Source organism: Spirosoma daeguense (assembly GCF_054776875.1).
This window is the reverse complement of sequence record NZ_BAAHBF010000005.1, coordinates 234,118-253,951: the sequence shown is the minus strand read 5'-3', so window position 1 is coordinate 253,951 and position 19,834 is coordinate 234,118. Positions and strand designations below refer to the sequence as shown.

Here is a 19,834-nt window from a genome sequence, read left to right as displayed (position 1 = left end):
TATAAAACCTTAAGTCTGAAACTTAATGCGTTATGGCTCTTAGTGCCATTGTGTCAAAATGCCACGTGTAAATTCATACCGCTACCAATTACCGAAAAAGGCCATAAAAAGCGATTGCCCCCAATGTGGGCCGCGTTATCGTAAAACCCTGAGCCGGTATGTGGATACCAGAACGGACGAACTATTGCCCAAACTATACGGACGTTGTGACCGGGAAAGTAATTGCGGCTATTCCCTCAGCCCCTACCAAAAAACAGCATCGGGCCTAAGCTATGCTGAGGAGGTATACCAGCAATGGAAAGAAAATAATCCGATGCAACCCAAAACCAACGTACATCCCAAAACTGTCTCCCGTAGCGAGAAACCACCCCGACCAATTTACTGTATTCCTGATAGTCTATTCAACCAGTCATTAGGCCATTACGACCAAAACCAATTTGCTAAGTTGCTCAGTCAGCAATTTGGACAAAACAAGGCTCTTGAGTTATTGAAACTGTTCCAAGTTGGTACGTCGGCACGTTGGCCGGGTGCTTGTGTATTCTGGTACATTGATGAGCAGGGCCGCAAGCGAGGAGGGCAAATTAAACTGTTCGGCTCTGACTGGCATACGGCTAAATACATTGACCATGAAGGCCGTAAACGCAGTAAGACAAGTTGGGTACATTCGGCCTTGACCTATCGGCTAGAAAAAGCCGGAACACCTTTACCTGATTGGTTAGTCGAATACAATAAAAACGGGGAATGTTCGTCTTGCCTGTTTGGATTGTCTCAGCTATTAACCGCGCCCCTAAATACACCCATTGCGATTGTTGAAGCCCCAAAAACAGCGATTATTTGTACGTATTACTTACCTGATTTTATTTGGTTAGCCGTTGGAGCTTTATCATATCTGAATGCCGACCGGTTAGCACCCATTCGTGGCCGAAAAATCATGCTATTCCCCGACCTAAACGGGTTTGTTGATTGGAGCTACCGCGCCAAACAGTTACAGGCAAATGGGTTTGATATTGAGGTGTCGGACTATCTGGAGCAGGTAACCAGCGAGGAGCAGAAGCAAAAAGGATTAGACCTTGCCGACTTTCTACTGATACCAAACCAATCAGCGCAAAGTGACGTTCGGCCTAACAATACCTGGCTATTAGATGGGCGACTAATTTACGGCGAAGTATTGGCGTTCGAGCCAAGCGACAGCTACCCTGCTGATTGGGATACATAATTTTACACTTAGATAGTTTTTGTTACAGTGGTCTTTGAATCAACTGATTTAATTCCATTCTGAACAAATTATATTTCTCTGAATCAGGATAGCTGGAGTCAATAAATCGACTTTTATCATTAACACTAATAAACAACTCCCATCCAGAGCTATAGGAAATAGCATAATAATCGTAAGTTGGCCAATCCAGACAAAGAGCTAAAATTTCATACAGTTTAATAGTATCGACAGTAAGTAATTCGGCATTGTTTAAAAAGCGTTCATTTTTGTAACGTATATATTCTTTTGCAGGGGTGAATTCAAGACATTCATAGTTAAATCTGGAAACCATTTCACCGTGAAAATACAAGAGCTTATTGCGGTAGGTTCGCAACTCTATTTCTTCTCCAAAGACGAATGAGTAAATAACCAGCCGGAAACTCAGATAACCTATGGGTGTTTTCATTTTACCTATTCATCTGAATATCCTAATATCTGCCTACCAATTAACCATTCGATCTGGCCGATAACGGCATAAAAATCATCAGGATAAACGTTAGAACCGTAACAGTGGAGACGCTTACCTTCCATTTCAATATCTAATGTCCATTGTTCTCCGTCAAGTATTCCTTCGTCATAAAGACTTTCCCAATCTAAGCAAGGTAATAGCATTACGTATAATGCCGCTCGATCAACCTGAATGACTTCAGGCTCGCCAAAGTCGTATTCTACACGAGCCTCATCATCACGGAATGGGTATTCCGAACGGAAATAATACACATTGTTCTGTTTGGTTTTCAGGATTGTTTTTTCACTATCCCATCCACCAATTAAGAATTTGAAATTTAGTTCACCATATGGGGTTTCCATGCTTTTTACTGAATCAGCCCGTATTGTGTTTCTTTCCGATAAAGCCAAATACTTAAATCAATATCTTTTGATTGCCTAAACGCTTCGTTTCTCTGCAAACGGTAATGTTCGCTGTACACGTTGTACTTGCCAAGTTGTGGCAAGTTCGGAACGTATTGAATTGGATTGTTACGAATATCGAGAAGTTCTAACGTAGCAAGGCCAGCCAATGACTCCGGTATGATTGTCAATTGATTATCATGTAAAATCAGTCGACGTAAACGAGGTAATGTACCAATCGAATCAGGAAGGGATTCGATCCGATTAAAACGCAAATCAAGCACCTCTAGCGAACGTAGCTGACTGATTCGTGCATCAATCGATTGCAACTGCTTCGGCACAAGCAAATCAGCCTGTAATTCCTTTTCCGCTTCCAGCAAAAATTCTAAATACGTCTCAGTATCTGCACTCCTGGCCTGGTCTTCACTTAGTAAATCTATAATACCCTGATTGCTCATCAGTAGAAGATTGGCAACAGACAATACTTTTAAGTTGGTCAGGCTGTATACCTCTTCAGGTAATTCCGTCAAGTCCAGATTACCTAACTCCAGTGTGTCGGTTTTGCCAAGCCGAACAGCCTCTATACGTTCGTAAACTTTGTAGTGCATACCGTTTCGATTTCGTGCTACGTAACGTTCTCTATAATGAAGACAAGCCCCTAAAAGCAGTAGTTCCCGGCTGAAATTGTTTTTCTGTATGGAGTAAAATCAGCACTTTTGCCAATTCGTTAAATCACTTTTTACGCTACGTATCGAATGTCAGTCGATCAAAAAAAGCAGTTAGAACAACAACTCTGGAACATTGCCAATACCCTACGGGGCAAGATGGATGCCGACGATTTTCGGGATTACATTTTAGGCTTCATCTTTTATAAATACCTATCTGAGAAAATGGAACTGTATGCCAATCAGTTATTGGCCGAGGATGGGATTACCTACGTGAAACTAAACGAACAGAGCGACGAAGGCCAAGAGTTTCTGGATGCGATCAAAGAAGAGTCCATTCAGAAATTAGGTTTCTTTCTGAAACCCTCCGAACTCTTTAAAGAGATTGTCAGACGTGGACAGGGAAAAAACGGCGATGAGATAGGTGAAAGCCAGTCTAATTTTATTTTGGGCGATCTGGCTAACATCCTCAATAACATCGAACAAAGTACGATGGGTACGGATAGTGAGGAGGATTTTAACCGACTCTTTGAAGACCTTGACCTTACATCGAGTAAGTTAGGACGTACCGAAGCGGCAAAAAACAGCCTAATTGTTAAAGTACTGGAACACCTGAACGTAATTGACTTTCAGTTAGAAAACATTGAAGCTGACGTTTTAGGAGATGCTTACGAATACCTGATTGGACAGTTTGCCAGTGGAGCCGGAAAAAAGGCGGGGGAATTTTACACCCCACAACAGGTATCCAAGATATTAGCCAAGCTTGTAACGAGTGGCAAAACCAAACTCAAATCGGTTTACGATCCTACCTGTGGTTCTGGCTCATTACTGCTACGTGTTGCCAAAGAGGTGAAAGAGGTATCAAGCTTCTACGGACAGGAACTAAACCGTACTACGTATAACCTTGCTCGAATGAACATGATTTTGCATGATGTGCATTATCGAAATTTTGACATACGGCAGGACGATACCTTAGAACACCCGCAACACCTTGACAAACGGTTTGAAGCCATTGTAGCTAATCCACCTTTTTCGGCGCAATGGAGCGCGAACCCTTTGCATATATCTGACGACCGCTTTAGTCAGTACGGAAAGTTAGCCCCGGCTAGTAAAGCCGATTTTGCTTTTGTGCAGCACATGGTACACCATCTGGCCGAAAACGGGACAATGGCCGTAGTGGTGGCACACGGCGTGCTATTTCGAGGAGGAGCCGAAGGTCACATACGCCAACACTTGATTGAAGATAAAAACTACTTAGACGCGGTAATTGGTTTACCGGCCAACATCTTTTACGGCACCAGCATTCCAACCGCTATTCTAGTGTTCAAGAAGTGTCGCGAAAACCCTAACAACGTACTGTTTATAGATGCTAGCGCGTACTACGAAAGAGGCAAGAACCAGAACAGCCTACGTGAAAGCGACATTGACAAGATTGTAGACACATATCGCGAACGACGGGTAGAGGAGAAGTTCAGCTATCTGGCTTCGTTAGATACAATCAGGCAAAACGACTATAACCTAAATATTCCGCGATACGTAGACACGTTCGCGGCAGAAGATGACATTGACTTGGAAGCCACTGCCGAACAGTTGATGGCACTGCAAACGGATATATTGGCTATCGATGCCACGATTGCCGATTATTGCAAAGAATTGAATATTTCTACGCCTTTTTGATCTATGAATATCGACCAACATAATGTACCCAAACTACGCTTCCCTGAATTTGAAGGAAATTGGGAATATGACAAACTAAACCAATGGCTTCAAGAGTCAAAGAAGCGTAACACCAAGCTGCATTTCGATAAATCTGACGTACTTTCTGTTTCTGGTGAACTAGGTGTTGTTAATCAGATAGAACATTTAGGAAGATCATACGCAGGAGAATCTGTGCATAATTATCATGTAGTTGAGAATGGAGATGTAGTATACACTAAAAGCCCTTTAAAGAATGCTCCCTACGGAATCATTAAAAGTAATAAAGGGAATGCGGGTATTGTATCAACTTTATACGCTGTGTATAAAGTGATTCATGAAAAGGCTTTAGGGAATTTCTTCGACTATTATTTTTCGTTAGACGATAACCTAAATAGTTATCTACGCCCCTTGGTCAAAAAAGGTGCAAAGAACGATATGAAGGTTAACAATGCTCATGTTTTAACTGATAAAATTTCTGTCCCTTCCCTACCCGAACAACAAAAAGTAGCATCGTTCCTAACGGCTGTTGACGCTAGGATTGGGCTACTAGTCAAAAAGAAAGCTCTGCTTGAGCAGTACAAAAAAGGAGTTATGCAGCAGTTATTTAGCCAGCAAATTCGCTTTAAAGATGAAGAGGGTAATGCTTTTCCAGATTGGAAAATACTCAAATTAGAGGAAGCGGCTACAATAAACCCTAAAACGAAAGAATTACCTCAATCATTTGTTTATATAGATCTAGAAAGTGTTGAGAAGGGAGTGTTGATTAAAAGGAATATTATCGAAGCAAGCAACGCTCCAAGTCGGGCTCAACGATTGCTTACGAATAATGATATTATATTTCAAATGGTTAGACCATATCAAAAGAATAATCTCTTTTTTCACGAGGGTAAGGATTATGTGGCTTCTACTGGATACGCACAGATACGTACTAATAATGATCCAAAATATATCTATCACTTCCTACATACAGATAAATTTGTTGATGAAGTTATGATGAGGTGTACTGGAACCGGGTACCCTGCCATCAACTCGAATGATCTTGCTAAAATAAACATTTCGCTTCCGTCTCTGCCTGAACAACAGAAAATATCAACTTTTCTATCGGCTTTTGACGAAAAAATAAATATTTTAAATCTGCAAGTCTCAAAAATGAAAATCTGGAAAGATGGTTTATTGCAAAATATGTTTTGTTAGACATGAAACAGACAAAAGATATATTAAGTCATCTTGAAAATCAGCATAAAAATATCAGCTATTACTTTACGATAGTCGAAAAAATAGAAGAAAACGTAGATAAATATCCAGATATAGCTATTGAAAGTTGTAAGTCTCTATTGGAAGGGATGTCCAAATTTATTTGGAAACAAATAGATTTAGCATACGACACTGTTGCTGTAGACAAAATGGATTTTCAGCCGTTGGTAAAGAAAGCTGTTACCAAGCTAGGAGAGCTGCATGGTGATATTGAGATAGATTTTGTGAATAGATTGAATAGTTTGATTGTAACTATTGGCGAAGTAAGAAATAAAAGAGGAGACATATCTCACGGTAAACTTGCTCCAAAAGCGTATATAAGCGATGCCCAGTTTTCAAATTTAGTTGTAAACTTAACTGATAGCATGCTTTATTATGTTTTACAATGTTTCTCTAATGTCTCACTTGTTAGAAAAATTGAATATGAGGATAATCCAGAATTTAACGAAAAAATAGATAGTGAAAACTCTTTTGGTCTATTAAGTTATAGCAGAGCATTATTTGACCAAGATGTTGAAGCTTACAAACAAGAACTATTAAATTATCAAAATGAGTTGAATTTAGTAGATATAAAGGTTAATGATTTTGATGAAAATTTTGATAATAACGAACCTAATTCCGTGCAGAATGAAGTACTTACTGCTGAAGAAATTATTAAAATCGAAAGAGTTAACAAAATACATGGGCTAATGGCTACACAATCCGAAGCAGCATTAGAAGAAAACCTATTACAGCAGTTAGTCGGGCTAGGCTATAAGCGGGTCGTTATTCCGGATGAAACTGCGTTGCTAGCCAACCTGAAAACCCAATTGGAAACCCACAATAAAGCCGCCCTAGCCGATACGCCTTTAACCGATGATGAGTTTGACACCGTGCTCAACCACCTCAACAAAGGTAACGTATTTGAAAGGGCTAAAATCCTACGGGATAAGATACAGCTTACTCGCATTGATGGGACTAGCCTTTATTTGGAGTTCATAAATCAGGAATTTTGGTGTCAGAATCAATACCAGGTTACCAATCAAATCAGTATTGAAGGCAGCTACAAAAACCGATATGATGTAACAATTTTAATTAACGGTTTGCCACTCGTCCAGATTGAACTAAAACGGCGTGGGCTGGAACTCAAAGAAGCTTTTAATCAAACCAACCGCTATCAGCGGCATTCCTATACGGCGGGTTTCGGCCTATTTCAGTATGTGCAGTTGTTTGTGATAAGCAACGGCGTAAATACCAAATATTACGCTAATAACCGGAAACAGTCATTTAAGCAAACTTTCTATTGGTCGGACGTTGATAATAAGCCTATTAAGCAGTTAGAAGCCTTTACCCAAGCCTTTTTGGAGCCTTGCCACCTCTCCAAGATGATAACCCGCTACATCGTTTTGCCTACAACCAACGTACTGATGGTGTTTCGACCTTATCAGTATTACGCTGTAGAAGCCATTATGGAGCGAGTTAAAACGGGCAATAAAAACGGCTACATCTGGCATACCACCGGCAGCGGTAAAACCCTTACCTCTTTTAAAGCAAGCCAGATATTAACGGCCATGCCGCAAGTGCACAAGGTTGTGTTTGTGGTAGACCGTAAAGACCTGGACTACCAGACCCAACGCGAATTTGATACGTTTGCTAAAGGCAGCGTCGATACTACCGATAATACCAGTAAGCTCGTTACTCAATTTGCCGACGATAGTAAAATCATTGTCACCACCATTCAGAAGCTCAACACCGCTATCAGCAAAGGCCGACATTTGAGCAAAATGGATACCTTGAAGGATAAGCGGATTGTCTTTATTTTCGATGAGTGCCACCGGAGCCAGTTCGGAGCCACCCACAAGAAAATAAAAGAGTTCTTCAGCAATAGCCAGCTTTTTGGCTTTACTGGTACGCCCATTTTTGCCGACAATGCCGTAAAAAATGAGCTAGGTAAACGTACTACCAAAGAACTGTTTGAAGAGTGTTTACACAAGTACGTGATTACCGATGCTATTCGGGATGAGAACGTATTAAAGTTTGCAGTTGAGTACATTGGCCGTTATCGGCACAAAGACGACAGTCGTACTGAACTGGATATAAACGTAGAAGCCATTGACACCAAAGAGTTAATGGAGTCGGAAGACCGGCTGGATAAAATTGTTGATTACATAATAGCTAACCACAACCGCAAAACCCACAGTAAAGAGTTTTCGGCTATGCTTTGCGTGAGTAGCGTCGATATGCTGATACGGTACTACGATACCTTCAAACGCAAAAAGCAGGAGGGCAAGCACTCGTTACGGCTCGCTACTATTTTTTCCTACACCGCCAACGAGGAGGACAAAGACGCTAACGGCTTTATTCCTGATGTGGATGTAGACGTACCAGACGGAACGCCCGTCAATCAGCATAGCCGTGATAAGCTAGAAGAATATATAGAAGACTATAACACTTTGTACGGCACCAAATACACCACCAAAGACAGCCAGTCTTTTTACAACTATTACAAGGATATTGCCAAGCGGGTAAAGGAACGTGAAAAAGAAGGATTTCTGGAGACTGACCGCGTAGATATTCTATTAGTGGTCAATATGTTTCTAACAGGCTTTGATGCTAAGAAACTCAATACGTTGTATGTCGATAAGAATTTACGCTATCATGGTCTACTGCAAGCCTATTCCCGTACCAACCGAATTTTAAACGAACAGAAATCACAAGGCAACATTGTTTGTTTTCGCAACCTCAAAGCCGCTACTGATGAAGCTATTACCCTCTTTTCTAACAAAGAGGCAATAGAAGAAATCATTATGCAGCCCTATGAAGACTACGTAGAGAAGTTTGATAAAGCGTATCAAAAACTAATTTCTCTTGCGCCCACTGTCGATAGCGTAGACGAGCTACCCAGCGAAGAAGAGGAACTGGAGTTTGTCAAAGCGTTTCGGGATTTAATCCGCCTGAAAAATATACTTTCCTGCTTCAGTGATTTCAGCTTTGACGGTCTAGCAATCGATGAGCAGACCTTCGAAGATTACAAAAGCAAGTATCTAGACCTTTACGAAAAAGTAAAAACCAGTACCCACAAGGAAAAAGAATCCATCCTGAATGATGTTGATTTTGAGCTTGAATTGATTCAACGCGACGAAATCAATGTAGCGTACATCATTCGTCTGTTAATGGCCCTCAAAGCCGCTAAACCAGCCGATCAGGGTAAACAACGTGCCGCCATTCAAAAGATACTATCAAGTGAAGTGCAGCTACGTAGTAAACGCGAACTGATAGAAAAGTTCATAGCCGAAAACCTGCCAGGTATTGCTACAGCTGATGAGGTTCCTAAATCATTCGATGAATACATACAGGCCGAACGAGACAAAGCACTAGATCAGCTATCAGAAGAAGAGAAGCTGGACAAAGAGGGGCTGCAAAAGATAATCAGTGATTACCTATTTACCGAACGTCCACCGCTGAATGATGAGGTGGTAAGCATTCTAACTGAAAAGCCGAAATTGCTTCAGAGGAAAAGCATTGTCGAACGAATAAAGGATAAAATTCTGGAATTTGTCGAGAAGTTTTTCACAGATATCCCAGAAATAGAGTAAAAGCAGATATTTCAGATAATATTGATTATACATACTTTGGTTCAAATTTTGTAGTATAATCACCTGCTCAAATACAATTTTTAAATAACAGCCTTATTACCTGGGGCTTACAAAGCAGTCCTAAGAAACTAGTAAGCTGACTTAACTTGGAGAATAAATTGAAGCTAGATCATTATCAATTCCGTTTAACTAGAAGTCATTTATCAAAATGCAAGTACTTGACAGTAGAAAATCAAGAAAATACAATAAGTCAAAGAATTAATGAATTTCAATAAAATCTCAACATCAGCGGAAGCTAAATTTTACCTTCTCTAATTTAATTAAACTTCAACTCCGTAACAACATCATTTCAAAATAGAATAATGGCGACAGATATTAATATTCAAAGTTTATTTCCCGCATTAGGAGAAACATTTATTGACAGACCAACATTTGATGTTTTCAATACAACTTTTATTGGAATTGATTTCGGCACATCCACCACCGTTGTATCGGTTGCAACAATTAATAAATTAACTAGAGAAATAGCTACAAACCCTATTTGGCTAAATCAAAAACTTTATGATGGTGCAATAATGGCTTCAGAAAAAATTCCTACAGTTATAGCATGGTACAATCAACAGCTTCTAATAGGAAAAGGGGCAGCTAATTTAAAATATCAGCTTAAGAAAGGAGTCAATGTTTGGTACTCTTTTAAGATGGAACTGGGCGAAGATCTTGGCTCAAAATACTATAACAGTGAACTCAACCGTAACAGCAAGTTTCCTATCCTAAATCCGAAAGATGCCGCAAAAATTTTCTTTCAATATTTGAAAGCTCAAATTGACAGATACGTTAGAACAAATAATTTACCTTCTAACATTCAATATGCTGTAAGTATTCCAGCGTCTTTTGAAGCAAATCAACGAAAGGAACTAATTTATGCCCTAGAGCAAACCGGGATATCCATAAATAAACAATCACTAATTGATGAACCTAATGCGGCCTTCCTTAGCTATATTCAAGTTTCGGCAAAAGAGAGTAATTCACTAACTATTTCAGAAGGGGATAATCCGAAAATATTAATTTTTGATTTTGGCGCAGGAACTTGTGACATTTCTATACTTGAGCTAGGAAAAGATTTAAAGGGCATATATTCTAAAAATATTTCGATTTCAAAATTTGAAAAAATCGGAGGCGACGATATAGACCTCCTTATTGCAACTGAGTACTTATTTCCTCAATTGCTTAAAGAAAGTAATAAAAAAATAGAAGATTTCAGGACGCCTGAAAAAAATAGAATTATAAGTCAATTACTTAAAGCATCAGAACAATTAAAGATATTGATTTGTGAGAACATATCTTTACAAATGAGTGACTTTATACTGCCAATAGCAGCTGTGAGCAAAGATTATGTTTCAGTAGGATATCGTATCGAAATAGATTCAAGAAAAGGGATATTGACTTTAACAGAACCAAAACTTTCATATGAAGAATTTAACGAAGTAATGAAAGTATTTCTAAAATCTACAAATTTAACTACTTACAAATCAAAGTACGCTGAGGGTGAGTTTGTAACAATATTTAGTTCAATTCAAACAGCGCTAAAAAAGGCTTCATTATCAAAGAATGAAATTGACAATGTATTATTAATTGGTGGGAGTTCTAAAAATCCTTATGTACAAGCGGTTTTAAAAATTTATTTTAATGATTCATATTTATTAATTCCTAAAGATTTACAAACTCATGTATCGGCTGGTGCCGCAATACATTCGCTCATGTATAATGGGTTCAACAAAAATATAATCCAACCAATAACAAGTGAACCTTTATTAATAATAACAAAGGATGAAATACCTAAAGTAATATTAAGAGCAGGGACACAAATACCTTGTGATTTAATTGTAATTGACGATTTAGTAACCAATCAAGAAGGGCAACAGGCAATAGAGTTACCAATTTGCTTAGGCAATATAAACAAAATATTATACAATATTAAGATAGTAAGTGATAGTCCACATGGTTTTAAACTTAATACAAGAGTAAAACTAGAATTAGAAATAACAACTGATAAACTATTACTTGCGAAAGCTTCAGCAGTTGGGCAATCCATATTTATAGATCCTATAAATCCGTTTGCTAACAAAGAATTAACTACTGAGCAGAGAATTGTGTTGAAAGCTGAACGACAAGCTTATATTGAAGCCGAACAAAATGGTGGAACGCCGACAAAGGAAGGTTTAGAAGTATTATATAAAGCCTATAAACAAATAGGTAATGATTTTAAGGCGGCTGAGACATTAGAACTGTTGAACGAAATATATCCAAATAAATTCAATTATAATGAAATTGGGGTTTTATATTCTAATGCTGGCTATTATGATAAAGCTTTAGAGCACTATAAAAATGGATATAATCAAAATAAAAACGCAACTGCAGCATTTAATTACGCACACTCACATAAATATAAGGATAAAGCAAAATTCAAAGAAATTTTAGAAGAAGCTTTAAGGCTTGATCCTGAAATGCCACATAGTTTGTTTGAATTGGGAAGATTAATGATAAAAGAAAACTATATGGAAGGAAAAAAAATGATTGAAGAAGCATTTAGAATATGGAAAATAAAATTCGAAACAAACCAAATGAGTGAAAGTGATTATAGTTGGCTATCAACAGCGGCAGACGAATTGGGCTTGAGGGATTTTGCGCAGAAAGTAAGAGAATCTAAACCTCAATTTAAAAGCGACAAATTATATAATTCTGAAAATTTAACAGTTACTTCAAAAGAATAAAAAAAACCAATCAGCACTTAATCATAATCAACTATGGCTTGGATGATACGAGAAGATCAACTAGATCCAGATCAAAAGGACTTTATTAATATTGAGTCAAAGAAAACAGGAAACATCTGGGTAAAAGGGTACGCAGGTAGCGGTAAATCTGTGTTGCTAGTTCATTCGCTAATGGATACTTTACAAAAGCAACCAGAATCTAGTGTTATTGTACTTGTATTTACTCATTCCTTAAAAGATATGTTTGAGAATGGGATTGAAGAACTTAAAACATATTATAAAATAACAAGAAATATCCCTGTTAAAACTTATTATGATTTTGTTGATAAGGATAATTTAAACTATGACTATATATTTTGCGATGAAGTACAGGATTTGCCAGCTAAAGTATTATATGAAATGAAAAATCGAAGTAAAAAAATCATCGTTGCTGGGGATTCTAATCAATCTATATATCAAAGTGATCCGAAATGGTTTGAGAATGTAGTCGATTCAGAAGTCATAGGTGACATAATTAATGCTAGGCCATATACATTAAATTTTATTCATAGGTTAACAAAAAGTATAATTGAAGTAGTTCAAAAATTAATTCCAAATATGAATATTTGGAGTTCCAAAAGAGACTTAACGAAGGAAGATGTTTTTGTAAGACTTTGCGAAGCAGATAATATAAAAGATGAGGTTAATTATATATATTTAGAATCACAAAAAGGAGCAAATATTAATGAAAAATCAGTTGTTCTATTGCCAACCCATACATCAATTATCTCTTTTTTTCAAATTTTATTGGAAATTAATAATTGCCCACAATGGGTATTTAAGCCAATCGGGTTTGATATAAATAAACCAAAAGAGAAACAAAGACCTGATTATGAGAACTTGAATAATCATTTAAGAAAGTACGGTTTAAAAATACAGTATATCGGAAATAATCAAGGCTCTTTCAAAAATGCTGAAAACAATAAGAATATTATTGTTATGACATATCATAGCTCAAAGGGTTTGGATTTTGACAATGTTTTCTTACCATTCCTGAATAATAGTTTATTTATAAGCCCTTATAATAGAGAAACACTTTTTATGGTAGCGATGACAAGGAGTAGAAAAAATTTGTATCTAACTTATTTCGGTTATACACATGATCTTGTCGATAAATTTAAAGGTGATTGTACTAATATTTCGGTATCAGATATACTGAACCAAAGGGCGTCGAATCATTCAACTGACAATTTTGACTTTTAGTGATGAAACATTTCCTTAATATATTATTAAGAGATCAATTTCGGCTATTTTACAGATTCGGTTACACTTTTTTACCGAAATCAAGTCTTATTGAATTTGAAGGCCATATTACCCATGACGTTAAAGATGCTATTGTAAAACAATTTGCAAGGGCGGCTCCCTTCGAATACGAAGAAGAATATTTAATAATTCACTTTCAAAAATCTTTAAGTTATGAAGAATTTATTTTTTTTGAAATACAAGATATCGTTACAATATATCCACTTTCTGAAAGATCAAAATCCTCAATTGAATTAAAAATTGACCAAAGGATCAAGCTTGAAAACCCTATTTTTGAGATTGAATTACCTAGGATTGAATTTGAAATTGAGAAAAAGGAAATTGAGAATGCAATTTCTGCACTATGGATTATTTGTAAAATTGATGTTAATAGAGAAAATTTTGTATCTACGATAGGTACTGAGAATATATTTAAAGGAATAGAGCTTAGAAGAGTAGGTGCTAAAGCCGATAAAATTATAGGCAAAAACTACTGGGAATGCCTGTTAGCTTACGACCGATTTGACTATTTCCCAAATTCTACACTTGGGTATTTTTATGACGCAGGACAAGTATTTGCATTTAGCAAAGGTCTTACAACTTTTGAAGGTAGTGATCTTTATAAGTTATTAGAACATCTCAATGTAGAAAATTCAACAATTAAATTTCCTGAGATTATTAGACAATTAGAAACCGACGAAAGATCTAAAAAATATATTTCTCAAACTACTTTAGCAAATCTAAAGCTTTATATTATAGCACCACTTTATTTAATGCTTCGAAATGAAATCCGCAAATCTGATGAGCTTACACAAACAAGATTATTTAAAAACTTAGATTATTTAAAGACGTTTGGTGACAATTTTTACTGTACAGTTATTTTATTAGGTGCTTTTTTTGGATTTCGAAAGTTTTATGATTCCTATTATGATGCATTGAATTTGCGCTTTTTCAAAAAACGTGATGCGTTAGTAATAGATCAAAAATCGAATATTAATAAATTAAAACTAGTTGATACTTCTGATATTATACTTGAAGGCAACGCAAAAGATAGTGTCTTAAATGAATCCTTCAATATTAACACTTTGGGAGAGTTTAGTCAATCTATTTCCTTAAATCAATACTTTGACATTATCAATAAAACATTTTCTACAAAACTAGAAATTAAATTGACAGAATTAACCTCGATGATTAATACTATAACAGGTCACAAACTAAAATCAAATATGGTTGTAGAGATAATTAATAAAATCCCTGAGTTAGAAATCATTTCAAAAAGAAATTCAAAACTAGTTAGACGAAAAGCAAAAAGCACTAATTTGTTTAACTAGAAAACGTACATTTGAATTTGTATTCTAAACATAAATTCAAATTCCTTATTAAACTTAAGTTATAAAAAGAATTCGATTAACATAGTAAAGCCCTGGAAATTATTTAATTGATTTACATGAACACCGCTGAACACTTAGTTGAAATATATTATCGTCAAGCAGGTTGTTTTACTATGTCAGACATAAAAGTTATTAGTGGCAACAATAGACAACTTGATTTACTTGCCATCAATATTAAAACAAAGAAATATTACCACATAGAAGTAAGTGTTGCACATGGTGAATAATGGAGTTTATCATTTAATGATATAAAAAAAAGTATGGGGTATAAATTTTTTGGTGTGGTACGAAATTCTCGCCCAAACAATCCAAAGACTGATTTCATGAAAGGCAAGTCATATCTCAACTCTATAAAAGCAACATACAAAAATCTGGGTCTTGAATACGACGAGGTAATTCGAGTTTGGTGTACTTGGTGCTTAAGTGATAAAAGCTCAACTATTGAAGCTTGGAAAAATGAAATAGCAGAGGAATATAATCTAAAGCCAGACAATTTTGAGATATTACTTTTTAGAGATACAGTTCTTCCATCAGTTATAAACAGTATAGGAACCTCTAATTATGATGATATACTTTTACGGACTATCAGCCTAATAAGTGAGTACAATAGGCAAACACTAAAATAATAAATAAATGTGCATTCGGCTAATATCTTTTGTATTATTCACTTGTCTCCAATAGTTTATTTATTTTTAATAAAAGTATTTTATTTCTGTATTGATACATACAAATATTCGAATCAGAATTTAAGAAGCTTTCACCAATGATTAATTGAGACTGTCAATTATTTTCTGTCTTTTTCATTTTCGCAATATTTCCTCTAAATTAGAGAGAAAATAGAGGACGTTATGCAGTTCAAAAAAAGGCGTAAAAAAACAGGAGGAAGGCAAGTTGGTACTACCAATAAATCCACCTCAGAGCTACGCCAACAACTCCAAAGTATTGTTCGTTCTACCCTGAACGAATTGCCGAATTACTTAATCAATTAGAGCCCGTCGAGCGAGCCAGATTGCTTACGGCCTTACTATACTATGTAATGCCGAAACTAACCAGCGTTGAACTTAAAGCCGAATAAAAGCAAGACCAACCTCAACGAGGAAAACCAGAATGGCTAGGTATGGTTTTGACGCAAAGCGAAAAGAATCTATCTACCACCAATTAACTGTTGACCATGAAATTCGAAAAAGGCCGTGAAAAAACGGGAGGGCGTAAGCCAGGTAGTCTAAACAAAGCCACTGCTGATATAAAAACCAGAATCGTCAATTTGATTGGCGAGCAGTTTGATAGCATCGCTACGGATGTGTCGTTACTGGAGCCCAAAGACCGCGTTTCGGCCTACCTGAAGTTACTGGAATACGTAGTGCCTAAACAACGTGAACAGAAGATAGATCTGTCAACGCTGACTGATGAGCAGATAGACGAGTTGCTGGATAAGGCAATGACTAAACTGGATTAACCATGCGTTTGAATGCTATTAATCGAACCCGAAAGCTAAAGATTTTGCATCAAGTCTTGACGGGTGAATCAGCCTTATTACGTCAGTTAAAAGGCTTTCCTCCTAGAAAGTCAATATTTACCCAAGAGGAAATCGAGGCTATGAGTGATGAGCAACTAGAAGCCCTTATTCGACTGAGGCCAGGTAAATCCTGCTCCAATTTTGAAGCAATGACGGATGAGGAATTAGAAGCAATTATTAAACAGGGTGGGCGTGAAAGCTAGTGAGAGAAAGGGAAGGCTGGGAGCCTTGCAAGCCGCTCTGCAAGGTAATGACAAACTATTACGGCGTTATAAAGAGCGGCATAAAACGTTTATCTTGATTGATGCGACAATATGCTTACCCTTGTCGAGGTTAGGAACCTCGGAACAGCATCACGGAGACTTAATTACAGACATTACAGTTTCGTATCCTCAGCTTTATCATCCTCTTCATGTAGTTCACCATCCTGCCATGAGCCGTAATGAGTTCAACACACTCAAGGCTGAATTAGGCAAGCAATACCATCTGTTTTGCACAATTCACCAAACCGTTTTACCCGATGAAGCGGCTTGACAAGTTGAAGGTTTTGTCGGAGGTCTTGCAGGGTAATAACAGGACATTACAGGAACTGCATCTTCAAAAGCGTAAAAAAGAAATGCCCTTTCTGGAGGTTTATGGATTCGTTCATATTCGCCAATGTTCCCCGCTGCTGTTGGACTTACTGGTTTTGCCTACTGAAAGCATCATAGACGGTAATAGAAACGATTATATAACCCTGAAAGACTGCTTACGCCGATTTGATGAGGTTACCCTTAAACAATATTATTCATACAGCGCAATCGGTTCACTAGACCCTGACAGTAGCCAGTACGATGCTGTAGCCTTAGATTATATACAGATACGACACTCCAACTATTCCAACACTTATTTGCAAGGCGGTACAATTGCCGATCTCCGTAATTATTTTAAGCAATCGGCGTCAGCTTTTGAAAAATACCCCTTTCTACTGCTTTCCCTAGACTCAGATCCTCCTAAGTTCGATTGGCACTTTAAGAAATAACAGGATGAAACGAGCCGAAAAGGTAGGGCTGCTTACAAAGATTTTACAAGGTAGTAAAAGCCAAGCCAACCGCCTACGATTGCAGCAGGTTATGGAGAGGAGTTCCCGTTCATTGATTATTTAGACTTTGAAAGCGGTCAAACAATGAGTGATGATGATCCCGTACACTTTTACAAAAAGGGAAAGAGCATCGAATGACATTAGGAGAAGCCAAGCACTACGCCAGAAAATTTAACGTTGGAACGCTCTTTATCTTACCAAACAACCGAAAAGATTAAAAATCTCATGATCGTTAGTTTACTTCATTCAATCTTTAATGAAAGTAATTATTTTACTTCTTTCTTGAGTAATACTTGATAAGTCAACTTTATAACCTTGTGATAACCATGCACTTTTTTGAACATGGTATTGTGAGCCGCTATTTCCCCAGAAAATTTTAATATGGGAAAAAGCCCAAGGGGGTAAAGGCCGCATTATAATTTTCTCAATCTCGTTAATAGTTAATCTTACTTTATCAACTTTGTTTATAGCCGATTTTTTCAGCACTAATTGTAATGGAAAGTACGTATTATCAGGAGAAAGCTCAGAAATTCCGCTGTTCACTAATTTGGGTTTTTCTAATGATATATTATTTGATTTTTTAATAAGAAAGTGAGGAAAATGATTTTTATTTATACTCCATAACTCTAGTCTGGGGTTCGTTTTGTCTTTGTTAGTTTTTAAAGATATCCCAAACAAGAATTGCTCTAATTTAGAAGCAGGCACATCTAATTCATTAGCCCAGTTATTTAAATCATTAACATATTGCACGTAAAGATCTTCTCTATTTCGATAGTTTAACATATGCTTTTCATTAGTATTTATACCAGTATAATAAAAAATGCGCTCTGGATAACTTGAAAGTTGTTGGATTGAAAGCGCACAATGAGCATTAGAAGTCCACTTGTCAAAAATCAATGGTTTAATTTTTATATCATTTATTTCGCCTAAATAGAAAAACAATTTTGTGAAATAAGATGGGCCGATCCCAGGTATTTTATTTGCCCCTGAATCGAAAGCCATAAATAGCTCCTTAAAATTACTCTTCTTTATTTGCTTTTCTGCATATTGGATACTTTGATCAAGTTTCTTTAAGTTATTGACAGTGTATTTTAGCAACAAATTAAAATGTATAGGTTTGATGCCTCCCCACATCATAGCCGCTATAAAACCTATAAAATAATCCTTCTCAAAAAGTCGTGTAACATCTTTTCTTTGTGGGTCTCGATCTGGGAATAATTTATAAATGTCTTGAACAATAGAGTAGTCATCAAGAAAATAATCGTAGTTTTTATTCCACAAGGCAATATTTTGTTCGGGTAGAGATTTAATTCTATCAGAATTCTGAATTAAATAATTAGGGAGTATCATTGCCGTTTTTATATACAAGTGTATTTTTTATAACAAATAAAGCAATTTTTATAAAAATCACTTAAGGTATATCTAAATATTTTATCGTTATAGATGAAATGGAGTTGTCTAACAAGAAGGCTTTGCAGCATTGTAAGCATATCTCTGAAAGTCTACTTATAGTTATCCCGATGTTGATCCCAAGTTCTATTTTACATATGACAGAGTATTTCATATAACTTATACACGGCGTTTTATGAAATACGCAAAAAGGTATTAGTAAACGGAGGTGATTTGTTTAAATCCCAACACCATAGTGGACTTTAGAAGATGTTGTTGTACCTAGTGTTGTACCTAAATGCAAATCAGCCAGCTAGACACAAGGCTAACTGGCTGATTTCTAGGGTGATCCCGAAGCGACTCGAACGCTTGACCGTCTGCTTAGAAGGCAGATGCTCTATCCAACTGAGCTACAGGACCAAATTATAAAGGTTGTTGAAAGACTAGATGTATAAAACCGTTTTGTACATATACGATCAAACCCTTTAGTGGCGCAAAAGTACGTTTAATTCGAGTTTATTACAATAATAGACTTATGGGATTTACATGGCCCAGAGTGTTAATTATTTATTCAAAACTGCTACGTATTGATTTTAGCTAGTTTGCACTTAATTTTCCTATCAACTTTGACGTATCGATAACACGTATTTTACTAATAAGATTATAGCCTAACTACTTTACCACCATCATCATTATACAATGAATCAAAAACCTTCAGCAGCTTTTATTGGTGCATCATGGGTAGCACTTGGTGCGGGCATGTTTGGCTTTCTAATTGGACTATGGCGTTCAGATATGGAGCTTAACGAAAAAGGATTTTACTTTACCGTATTGATGTATGGTCTTTTTTCAGTAGTCTCTGTGCAAAAAAGCGTTCGCGATCGCTTAGATGGTATTCCTGTTACTGATATATACTACGGAATATGCTGGTTTTCAACGATCCTGTCGATTGTCTTACTTTCTGTGGGGCTCTGGAATGCTACGTTGCTTCCGAGTGAGAAAGGATTTTACGCGTTTGCTTTTCTACTGGCGTTATTTGCTGCCATTGCCGTTCAGAAAAATACGCGTGATAGTAGTTCGGCGACGTAGTATGATCATTGCATAAACAA

At 36.8% G+C, this 19,834-nt stretch carries 17 protein-coding genes, 1 tRNA gene and 1 pseudogene; 14 read left to right on the top strand and 5 right to left on the bottom strand.

Features of this window, described 5'->3' with window-relative positions; all coding sequences use genetic code 11:
• Positions 1 to 58 precede the first annotated feature (58 nt).
• The gene (locus ACYVD4_RS17425) at positions 59 to 1,216 is read left to right on the top strand and encodes a DUF6371 domain-containing protein (protein WP_460947974.1); all 1,158 of its coding nucleotides are present in this window, start codon (positions 59 to 61) and stop codon (positions 1,214 to 1,216) included.
• Between the two features lie 22 nt (positions 1,217 to 1,238).
• On the opposite strand, the gene ACYVD4_RS17420 is transcribed toward ACYVD4_RS17425, so the two are convergent.
• From ACYVD4_RS17420 to ACYVD4_RS17410, 3 genes are read right to left on the bottom strand one after another with little or no spacing between them, the layout of a single operon-like run.
• Positions 1,239 to 1,661: a hypothetical protein gene (locus tag ACYVD4_RS17420; RefSeq protein WP_460947972.1), complete on the bottom strand. Its 423-nt coding sequence runs from the start codon at positions 1,659 to 1,661 to the stop codon at positions 1,239 to 1,241.
• A 5-nt stretch (positions 1,662 to 1,666) separates the two neighbouring features.
• Entirely contained in the window at positions 1,667 to 2,065 is a 399-nt protein-coding gene (locus ACYVD4_RS17415) for a hypothetical protein (protein WP_460947970.1), read from the bottom strand.
• Between the two features lie 5 nt (positions 2,066 to 2,070).
• A complete protein-coding gene (locus ACYVD4_RS17410; protein ID WP_460947968.1) occupies positions 2,071 to 2,712 on the bottom strand; it encodes a leucine-rich repeat domain-containing protein in 642 nt (213 codons plus the stop codon).
• A gap of 147 nt (positions 2,713 to 2,859) precedes the next feature.
• Between ACYVD4_RS17410 and ACYVD4_RS17405 the strand changes: the two genes are divergently transcribed.
• From ACYVD4_RS17405 to ACYVD4_RS17350, 12 genes and pseudogenes are all read left to right on the top strand, one after another.
• Positions 2,860 to 4,446, top strand: coding sequence for a type I restriction-modification system subunit M (locus tag ACYVD4_RS17405; RefSeq protein ID WP_460947966.1), 1,587 nt, complete (start codon positions 2,860 to 2,862; stop codon positions 4,444 to 4,446).
• 3 nt (positions 4,447 to 4,449) lie between these two features.
• On the top strand, positions 4,450 to 5,661 hold the full coding sequence (locus tag ACYVD4_RS17400) for a restriction endonuclease subunit S (protein WP_460947964.1): 1,212 nt from the start codon (positions 4,450 to 4,452) through the stop codon (positions 5,659 to 5,661).
• Positions 5,662 to 5,663: 2 nt separating this feature from the next.
• Positions 5,664 to 6,092, top strand: a pseudogene (locus ACYVD4_RS17395) (abortive infection family protein); the annotation flags it as partial.
• Between the two features lie 318 nt (positions 6,093 to 6,410).
• Positions 6,411 to 9,296, top strand: coding sequence for a type I restriction endonuclease subunit R (locus ACYVD4_RS17390; protein WP_460948608.1), 2,886 nt, complete (start codon positions 6,411 to 6,413; stop codon positions 9,294 to 9,296).
• Between the two features lie 362 nt (positions 9,297 to 9,658).
• A complete protein-coding gene (locus ACYVD4_RS17385; RefSeq protein WP_460947962.1) occupies positions 9,659 to 12,067 on the top strand; it encodes an Hsp70 family protein in 2,409 nt (802 codons plus the stop codon).
• A gap of 33 nt (positions 12,068 to 12,100) precedes the next feature.
• Positions 12,101 to 13,309, top strand: a complete 1,209-nt coding sequence (locus tag ACYVD4_RS17380; protein WP_460947960.1) for a 3'-5' exonuclease — start codon at positions 12,101 to 12,103, stop codon at positions 13,307 to 13,309.
• 2 nt (positions 13,310 to 13,311) lie between these two features.
• Positions 13,312 to 14,679, top strand: coding sequence for a hypothetical protein (locus tag ACYVD4_RS17375; RefSeq protein ID WP_460947958.1), 1,368 nt, complete (start codon positions 13,312 to 13,314; stop codon positions 14,677 to 14,679).
• Between the two features lie 116 nt (positions 14,680 to 14,795).
• The gene (locus ACYVD4_RS17370) at positions 14,796 to 14,966 is read left to right on the top strand and encodes a hypothetical protein (RefSeq protein ID WP_460947956.1); all 171 of its coding nucleotides are present in this window, start codon (positions 14,796 to 14,798) and stop codon (positions 14,964 to 14,966) included.
• Between the two features lie 944 nt (positions 14,967 to 15,910).
• The gene (locus tag ACYVD4_RS17365) at positions 15,911 to 16,195 is read left to right on the top strand and encodes a hypothetical protein (RefSeq protein WP_460947954.1); all 285 of its coding nucleotides are present in this window, start codon (positions 15,911 to 15,913) and stop codon (positions 16,193 to 16,195) included.
• A 2-nt stretch (positions 16,196 to 16,197) separates the two neighbouring features.
• Positions 16,198 to 16,458 (top strand): hypothetical protein, encoded by a 261-nt coding sequence (locus ACYVD4_RS17360; RefSeq protein ID WP_460947952.1) that lies wholly within the window; start codon positions 16,198 to 16,200, stop codon positions 16,456 to 16,458.
• Complete coding sequence (locus ACYVD4_RS17355; RefSeq protein WP_460947950.1) at positions 16,448 to 16,789, top strand: hypothetical protein; 342 nt, start codon at positions 16,448 to 16,450, stop codon at positions 16,787 to 16,789. The genes ACYVD4_RS17360 and ACYVD4_RS17355 overlap by 11 nt, the downstream gene beginning before the upstream one ends.
• Positions 16,776 to 17,276 (top strand): hypothetical protein, encoded by a 501-nt coding sequence (locus ACYVD4_RS17350; protein WP_460947948.1) that lies wholly within the window; start codon positions 16,776 to 16,778, stop codon positions 17,274 to 17,276. Before ACYVD4_RS17355 ends, ACYVD4_RS17350 begins: the two co-directional genes overlap by 14 nt.
• A 306-nt stretch (positions 17,277 to 17,582) precedes the next feature.
• Here the strand turns inward: ACYVD4_RS17350 and ACYVD4_RS17345 are convergent, their stop codons facing one another.
• On the bottom strand, positions 17,583 to 18,686 hold the full coding sequence (locus tag ACYVD4_RS17345) for an 8-oxoguanine DNA glycosylase OGG fold protein (RefSeq protein WP_460947945.1): 1,104 nt from the start codon (positions 18,684 to 18,686) through the stop codon (positions 17,583 to 17,585).
• A gap of 385 nt (positions 18,687 to 19,071) precedes the next feature.
• Positions 19,072 to 19,145: transfer RNA gene (locus ACYVD4_RS17340), tRNA-Arg, on the bottom strand.
• Positions 19,146 to 19,424: 279 nt separating this feature from the next.
• Here ACYVD4_RS17340 and yiaA point away from each other — a divergent pair.
• Positions 19,425 to 19,814, top strand: a complete 390-nt coding sequence (yiaA, locus tag ACYVD4_RS17335; protein WP_460947943.1) for an inner membrane protein YiaA — start codon at positions 19,425 to 19,427, stop codon at positions 19,812 to 19,814.
• The last annotated feature ends 20 nt before the right edge of the window (positions 19,815 to 19,834 follow it).